The sequence below is a fragment of the Pseudoalteromonas sp. L23 genome, from assembly GCF_021728455.1.
GTDB lineage: Bacteria > Pseudomonadota > Gammaproteobacteria > Enterobacterales > Alteromonadaceae > Pseudoalteromonas.
Genome location: NZ_JAKKCW010000022.1, coordinates 50332 through 57962, shown reverse-complemented (window position 1 = coordinate 57962; position 7631 = coordinate 50332). Strand labels below are relative to the sequence as shown.

Below are 7631 nucleotides of genomic sequence, written 5' to 3'. Positions count from 1 at the left end.
GTTTAAAAACGTGTCGTGCATTGACAGCGAATACTTAACACCCATCACTATTAACATCAAAGCTGAGGAAGAGAAGTATAAAAATACTTCAACCATTGGGTACAAAAACGTTCATCGTTAGGCTATTGTTTAGCGCCCAAGCATATCTCTACACTAAAACTGGGTTATCGCGCACGATAATGCACTGCAAATACAGCAGTAAGAAATTCTAAAATTGAGAATGTGAGTTTTGCTAAGCCAACAAGCGTTCGCAGTTTGTTAGGTTTGTCCGTCGTCTTTTTTAGGGTCTTGCCCATCATCTGTGTTAACAGCAATCCCTTCCCTTGGTACATAAATACCTGACTCTGAAGAAAAACCAGAATTTAGCACTATGTACAAACCATTTTTTGTGACATGGACACTTTCCGGTTTCAACTTCGCAATGTTATTTTGAGCAGAGTATTCGAAATCAAAGTTTGGCTCAGGATACTTACTTAGTAACTCAGATGCTTCTTTTTCAATGAGCGAAAGCTCTTCACTGTCAAAATTTGTTTGTTGAGTACACGCTGTAGTAAACATAAAACAAATTAATAGTAATAACGTTCTCATTATCAATTTCCTATGAGCAATTAGATGCAGTTGCTGGGCAATGATTGCTGTTACTAATATTAGACGTGCCTCTATTAGCTCCGCCTTTCACGGCAGGGTCGGTAGCTGGCAAACTTGATGATCCAGCAGCAGGATCGCTTGGGTCTCTTGCCCCAGCATCATTCAGCCAGTTATCTAAGCTTTGTGAAACACTGCTTGAGCCATCCATGTAGTCATCACCAAATGCTGCTCCAGCCGCATTACTAGAAATATCTTCAGGTGAGAAACCACTACGATAATCATCTCCCCACTCTGTTGCCCATTGTGCCACCTCATTACCCAAACCTAAAGTTTTAGTAGTCACGCTACCAATTGAGGATGCCATTTCAGCAGCCTTGCCAAAATGCCTTAGATCTACCCAGCCATGTTTATCTGTGAATAAATAGCGGTTAGCGTTCCCACCATGATTTCTAGATAGAGCACTCATAACAGCAGCTCCTTTCAAGCCAGATTTTTCATATCCTCTAATCTCAGCTCTCAAACTAGCTATGGTTGTGACACCTGCTCGGTTAGGAGCCATACCATCAGGGTCAACATATTTATACGGATTATTATTCGCATAAGCATACCGATTAAAGCTATGCACATCTCGGAATCCCAAGGGATCATTCGAATAAAAACGCCCGATAACTGGATCATAGTATCGTGCCTGCATATAAATTAGTACTGGCTACGATACAAGCATAAACCGCTTAGGTTAAGTTATCGCGTCGCTAGAGTTAGGATTTTGTACAGTGGGTTTAAATTACCGTAATAGCCATCGATATTTGCTTGAACCCATTCATCTTTTGATATGTCAGGCCAATTAACAATCATGCCTAAGAAAAATAGTAGTTCCTCAAAGAAAAAACGTTGAGTTCTACCATTTCCCTCTCTAAAGGGGTGAATAATATTCAATTCACAGTAAATATCCGCAAGCTGAACTAAGAGTTCAGCTTTATCGGCGTTTATATCCAATGATCCGATTTGTTGGAATTGCTTTTTTACTTCAACATCAATGCGTGAACATGTACAAAACCGAGTATCACCTTTGGAAATATCAACAGTTCTAATTTCGCCAGCCCAAGCATACACGTCTTGAAATAAATACCAGTGGAGGTGTTGTAAGTGATTTAAATTAAACTCGTCGAGGGATTTGATGTTAGATGTGTATTCACTATACCTAAAAGCGGTAAACTCTAGTTCAGCTTTCGCTAACTCGTCTGCATTCGTAATATTAAGTTTATTAACTAATACGTCAGAATTTGGATAACAATAACTATCCTGAGCAACGCCATATTTATCTCGCATACTTCGCTTTTAGATCAGCAATCGATTTGCTTAAGCTTTCTTTTTTAAAGCTCAAACCTTCGTACTTAGAACTTATTTCAAAGTTGCTCATTTTAGGTATGAATGTTCGAGCATTCTCTGTTTTTTTTACCGAAGTAACAGCCATAAATACACCTCTTATCAGACTACTTAAGTATAACTTAGCGATCATAGTTATGCCAATAGTTCAAAACAACCCACTGCCCCCTTCAGCAGATGGATGAGTTGCTTCATACACTTCAGATAACTTCTTACGACTAACGTGTGTATAGAGTTGTGTGGTGAGAATACTGGCATGGCCCAGCATTCCTTGGATATGGCGAAGATCGGCACCATTGTCTAACATCGTTGTTGCCGTATTGTGACGGTATAAGTGACACGCGCCAGTTCGGTCGAAACCTGCTAATTTCACATACTGGGGCGCTGATAGACACAGTTAAGCCCGGATATATGTCAGAGCAGCTTTTTATTGCACAACTGGTTGATTCAAAAATTAAAATTTAAGTAGGATAGATTAGGTAAAAACGGCACGAGGCGACTAAAAGTCACCTCGGTTAGTTGGTATTGTTTGACAACGGCTGAGCGTCCATATATGTCTTGTTTATTACACGTTAATTTGCTTTTTCCAAATAACGTTACTCTTGAAGCAATTCTATTTTCGCTATTTCTATTGCTTGTATTAAAACACTAACACCAATTTTATTCCAATCAGCTTGTCCATCAGGCAACTCAAAACAGACGCCTTGATGAGGTTCATTTGTAACTAAACCTATGAAGTTCCCATCTACATGAATTTCAGCAATTAGGTTTTCATAATCTATATCACTTGAGATTGTGACATCAATTTTATTCTTTTTCTTCACGCTTTGGCTCCAAGAATCCTCTAAATTTACCTTCATTATCAAACCTTGCTCCTCTACCATCTGACGCAGTTACATCTGTTCCACCGAATCTATTTCCCTCGCTTGTAGTCGCTTCAGGGTCGTTCACAATATCTTCAAGTATACCTTGACCTTGTTTATTTTTGTCGGCAGTTTTTCCCGTCGCAGGGGGAAATGCAGATCCCTTCCTACCGCCATGCTTTTGTAACGCACGACCCGACCTTGAAAGCTCTCCACTTTTATCTGCGGGATCTGGTTCATTACCAGTTTCAACATCAGGCGCTGCTGGGCCGTTTTCAGAGGAATCATTTACAGCTTCAGCTATGGCGACTCCCCCCATAATCCCTACCAATGCTGTAGCGGTGTATTGCATGGCGGCCACTGCTGGAGGTGTAAACAATAACGCTACAAACTTACCGTCAGGATCCGTATATTTATAAGGATTATTATTTGCATAGGTATATCTATTAAACCCATGCACAGGATTACCACGCCCCATATGCCCCAACGCATCAACAGGATCATTCGAGTAAAACCGCCCAATCACTGGATCATAGTATCGTGCCTGCATATAACTTAGACCAAGCTCTTTATCAAACTTATGACCGGTATAGCCTACATCATCTTTTGGCGTTCCCAGCGTTTCACCAAACGGGCGGTAGTGTTGACGGCTATCTGCTTCCGACGCTGGTGTTACGTCGCCATATTTGGCAATCAACTTTTTGCCTAGGTAAATATAGTTAACGCCATCACCCGTTATGGTATCGCCCTTTTCGCGATACAGCAAAGTGCCATCTTGCGAGTATAAGCTATAATTCGTTCCGCTTTGCTCTACTTGCTTAACGCGGCGATTATGTCCATCGTATAGATAGGTGTTATTTTTCGCTGAAGTAAGCTGGTTTGCTAAGTTAAAGTTAAGCTGGTAAGCACCGTTATTAATGATATTACCGCGCGTATCATAACCTAAGTTAGCATATTTGCCGTTGGTGCCTGCTCCTTTAACGCTAGATAGTCGGTTTGTCGTTCTGTTGTATGTGTAGGTCAGGTTTCTATCTTTACTTTTGTACGACTCTATATTTCCTAGCGCATCATATTTAATACTGCTGTTACCAATGGCCGTATCGCCTGTGACCGAGGTTAATCTATGTAGATCATCGTAAACTAGGCTAGTCAAGCTATAAGTGGGTTGCACTTCGTCCAAAATAGCGGTGACATTCCCCACCTTATCAAAGCTATAGTCTAGCTTAACAATATTTTTAGTATCTCGGCTGTCTTGGAGCACATCTGGCAGTAGGTTATCGTCAAGTATTAAACTATGTGTAACTCCATTGCCGTAAGTAAAGCCCTTCAACATCCCATTCGCGTAGTAACTGGCATCTGTAGCAAATTTAAGCTCGATGTCAACAGTGCCTGCTTTATAGGTCACTGCGCGTGTCGGCTCACCATACCCATTTGGATTAAAGTGTACCGATGTACCGTCAGGGTAAGCCAAATACTCATGTTGTTGTAATGCGTTATAACCATAATCAATTTCTAAAGGCAGTTGACCGTTGATTAGAAGCTGCTCTACCTCTAGTAGGTTTTGGTTGTTATACACATAGCTATGGGTGACATCTCCCGCAGTCACCCCTGTCACATTACCATTATTATCAAGAGTATAGGTAACTGAAGGCGTGTTACTGTTTTCAGGGTAGTTAATCTTATATAGGTCACCAACGTTATCATACACATACTCAATTGCATCAGCTGGTTTTGTTGCGACACAGTCAGTATCTGTAACCCCTTCTTTTTTCCAAATCATTTGTCCAAGAGCATTATGTCCAAATATTGTGTTACCAACATCCGGGCGTGTTATTACACAAAGGTTTTGGTTACTATCATAAACTCGCTTTTCTACAGCTGAAACCACCGCTCCATCACTACTAGGACCTGATTGTGTAATCGCCTCCACTTGACCAAATAGGTTAACTGCTATACTTGTATCTACATTTTCCGGTGAATCAATAAAGGTGGCTATCTCATATTCTGGAGCCCCAAATGCTTGATACGTTGTCGTGGTAACTTTAGAGAGTGGATCCGTCACTTTAATCTTATTGCCAGCGAGGTACTCATACTTAGTCTTACCAAGGCCCGACACACTCACTGTCTTTGTGCGGCCTAACGCATCATAAGTCGTCCTAGTACCCTTTAATTCAGCACTATCAGCACTATCAGTACTAACAAATGAGGCTAAGGTCTGACGATTTTGATAGTCATACTCAAAGTTTTGATATCGAACACTGGTTGTTGCATCTGCATTTGCAGTGTCATCTATGGTTTTGATCTGAGTGAGTCTCAGTAAATTATCGTAGGTTTCTACCGTTTCAATAAGAGGTGCTGCTTCACTGCAATTACTATATTGATTTAACGTACAACGCTTGATGGTACGGGTATTAGTTGCATCATCCCATTCCAGTTTTGTGTCTAACCAGTTATTGTTTTTTACTTCATCAGTCAAGTTAATTGCTGTAATGCGGCCAATAGAGTCGTAGTCAAACGTTGTTGTAACACCATTGAAGTCTGTTGTTTTTTCCACTAAACAGTTGTCATCCAGTTCAATGCTATGTGAAATTTCTGTATTTGATAAGCGGCTGGGGTATATAACTTTTTGAGGAACACCACATTTATAATCTCCATATTTAACAAAGCTATTATCCTTAACAGAATCATTTTCAGATATAATCTTGTTATTTAACTCTTTATATACAACTCCCCCCCCACATCATTATATTCTATAAAACGCTCTCTCCACTCCCCGAAAATCTTTATCTCGTAAGGTAGGTTTTTTTCTGTATAAGCATTATTCCCACCATCATTATCATAGTAAGAAATTTCTTTTACAGTAGTATATTTACTGTCATCATTTGAGACTTCATGTTTCTGAAGCTTGCCCAACTCCCACAACTCTGTTGCATGCTTATAACTATGCTTTTCATACTTAACCTTATTATTAATGCTATTCTTATAAATTGTTTTTTTTAACGTATCCATATTCATCAAATTCATCATATTCTGCAGTGTAAGTTGTCGCTTCTTCGAGTCCACTTGTGCCACTGTAGACGATTGTTTTCTTTTCACTTAGAAAAACTTGAAAGTTATCACGCTGTTCATTTACATAGATCTCACAATCATCTTGCCCAGATATTCCATGGAAATCTTTAGTCAGGCGCTTGCAGTTGTCCCACAGCTCAGAGCCTTGTCGATAATAAAACAACTCTCTTTTTAATAAGGAGTTTGAACTAAAATTAGCATAATCAATCGCTAAAACTTTTCCTTCACTATATGAATCAACACGACGATCAATGTAGTATATCTTCTTTAAACCTTCACCAATTACAGTTGTGGTTTTTACATCAATTTCAGCTTTTACGCTCGCAGGCTTACCAAAGGGGAAACTTGGCTTAGGTTTTTCAACATTGTTGTTTATTGCTTCTACTATACTTTTGAAATCATCCCAGTGACGATTTGTTTCATTAAGGTAGTACCCTTTATTTTGTGAGTAAATGTAACGCCAACTATATTTATTTCCACCATCATACTGTACTGACTTTCCAACAAGACTTTGTCTAACAGTACAATTTAAGTTTCTGAACAATGTATAAGCTATTAAATTCCCTGGTCCTATATCATATGGCTTAACATTATGTCGCCCATGAATTGCATATTCAACAGAGTAGGAAATACTTGCACCATAAGGTGTTTCAACGGTAAACTTTTTTAGCTCGTGTTGTTTTGATGCGCTGTTTTTATTTATTTCACACATACCAAGTTGCTCAGATGTCACTTGCTTTGACTTTGTTTGCCCCCGAAGCTGAGATGAGTAGAATTCAGCAGGATACTTCCAAAAAGTTTTGTTCGGCAACTCAACTGAGCTTAGTCTATTATTGGTATAATTATACTTCCACTTCCTATCACCATGTATAACTTCTTTAAGTGTATTATCATCGTTATATTCAAATTTCAACTCCCTTAAGTCAGAAGAGGTAATCGACTTAAGTAATTTTCCTTCATAATTATATTTTACGGTATTACCGAATTTATCTTCCACTGAAGTTGCCATCAGCATTCGTCTAAACCCTGTATTTCCTATTGGAAAAGGCAAACCATTTTTAGATTCTATTACATAGTCAAATTTGTATTTAATACCGCTTGGAGATTTCACTTCTATTCCCTGACCATTGCCATCTTCTCGGGTAAAGCATTTAGAAATGTAGTGATTAGTCTGAGTTGCCTGCTTATTCGCGTATATGCCTTTACCTGGTACTAGGTTTTCGGAGACCTCATTTGGTATATGAAGATACTTTCCCTGCCAATAAGAGGTGTTAGACAAATCCTGATGGCTGGCGGAACCATATGCATAAGTGTACCAACCAACATCTTGTGTACACTCTTTTCCAATTAGCCAGCCTCCAGCCACGTGTCTTAGATAGAAAGCGTGGGATGAAACTGAATCAGGATCTACGTATTCACCACTAATGTAGGGTACTTCAATTCTCCACCCACGTCCTAAGTTCAAGCCTTTATTATTTAATGGCGAATATGTACGCCTTACTTCTACAGGAATTGCAAAGTTTCCAGATATAGAAACATCTGATACAGCAAAGCTTAGGCTCCCGGTAACGGGGTCATAGACATCTCCCAGTGCTGAACTATTAAAAACACTTTGAGCTCTTACCTTACTATCAACTTCCAAAATGACTTCGGTCGATGAATAAGATAGAAATGATGTAAATAAAATTAAATTTAAAAAAATTCTTTTCATAAATATCTCAAATG

The 7631-nt window shown here is 39.2% G+C and carries 8 protein-coding genes and 1 pseudogene; all 9 read right to left on the bottom strand.

Translation table 11 applies throughout. The features are described 5' to 3' along the window. Window positions 1-258: 258 nt before the first annotated feature. Window positions 259-588 (bottom strand): hypothetical protein, encoded by a 330-nt coding sequence (locus tag L3V43_RS22090; RefSeq protein ID WP_237117532.1) that lies wholly within the window; start codon window positions 586-588, stop codon window positions 259-261. 10 nt (window positions 589-598) lie between these two features. Beyond that, on the bottom strand, window positions 599-1054 hold the full coding sequence (locus L3V43_RS22085; protein WP_237117533.1) for a hypothetical protein: 456 nt from the start codon (window positions 1052-1054) through the stop codon (window positions 599-601). A 102-nt stretch (window positions 1055-1156) separates the two neighbouring features. After that, a pseudogene (locus L3V43_RS23760) lies at window positions 1157-1282 on the bottom strand (RHS repeat-associated core domain-containing protein); the annotation flags it as partial. 47 nt (window positions 1283-1329) lie between these two features. Beyond that, entirely contained in the window at window positions 1330-1917 is a 588-nt protein-coding gene (locus L3V43_RS22075; RefSeq protein WP_237117531.1) for a Fic family protein, read from the bottom strand. Between the two features lie 205 nt (window positions 1918-2122). Further along, window positions 2123-2347 carry a tyrosine-type recombinase/integrase gene (locus tag L3V43_RS22070; protein ID WP_237117530.1) on the bottom strand — a complete coding sequence of 75 codons (225 nt, stop codon included), beginning with the start codon at window positions 2345-2347 and terminating at the stop codon, window positions 2123-2125. 223 nt (window positions 2348-2570) lie between these two features. Further along, window positions 2571-2798 carry a hypothetical protein gene (locus L3V43_RS22065; RefSeq protein ID WP_237117529.1) on the bottom strand — a complete coding sequence of 76 codons (228 nt, stop codon included), beginning with the start codon at window positions 2796-2798 and terminating at the stop codon, window positions 2571-2573. Next, entirely contained in the window at window positions 2782-5391 is a 2610-nt protein-coding gene (locus L3V43_RS23855; protein WP_237123946.1) for an RHS repeat-associated core domain-containing protein, read from the bottom strand. The genes L3V43_RS22065 and L3V43_RS23855 overlap by 17 nt, the downstream gene beginning before the upstream one ends. A gap of 155 nt (window positions 5392-5546) precedes the next feature. Continuing rightward, complete coding sequence (locus L3V43_RS22055) at window positions 5547-5846, bottom strand: hypothetical protein (RefSeq protein ID WP_237117409.1); 300 nt, start codon at window positions 5844-5846, stop codon at window positions 5547-5549. Further along, the gene (locus L3V43_RS22050) at window positions 5818-7617 is read right to left on the bottom strand and encodes a hypothetical protein (RefSeq protein ID WP_237117410.1); all 1800 of its coding nucleotides are present in this window, start codon (window positions 7615-7617) and stop codon (window positions 5818-5820) included. The genes L3V43_RS22055 and L3V43_RS22050 overlap by 29 nt, the downstream gene beginning before the upstream one ends. Between the last annotated feature and the right edge of the window lie 14 nt (window positions 7618-7631).

Coding starts and splice junctions, on each gene's coding strand:
- L3V43_RS22090 (WP_237117532.1), bottom strand. CDS start 588: ATGAGAACGTTATTACTATTAATTTGTTTTATGTTTACTACAGCGTGT.
- L3V43_RS22085 (WP_237117533.1), bottom strand. CDS start 1,054: ATGAGTGCTCTATCTAGAAATCATGGTGGGAACGCTAACCGCTATTTA.
- L3V43_RS22075 (WP_237117531.1), bottom strand. CDS start 1,917: ATGCGAGATAAATATGGCGTTGCTCAGGATAGTTATTGTTATCCAAAT.
- L3V43_RS22055 (WP_237117409.1), bottom strand. CDS start 5,846: ATGGATACGTTAAAAAAAACAATTTATAAGAATAGCATTAATAATAAG.
- L3V43_RS22050 (WP_237117410.1), bottom strand. CDS start 7,617: ATGAAAAGAATTTTTTTAAATTTAATTTTATTTACATCATTTCTATCT.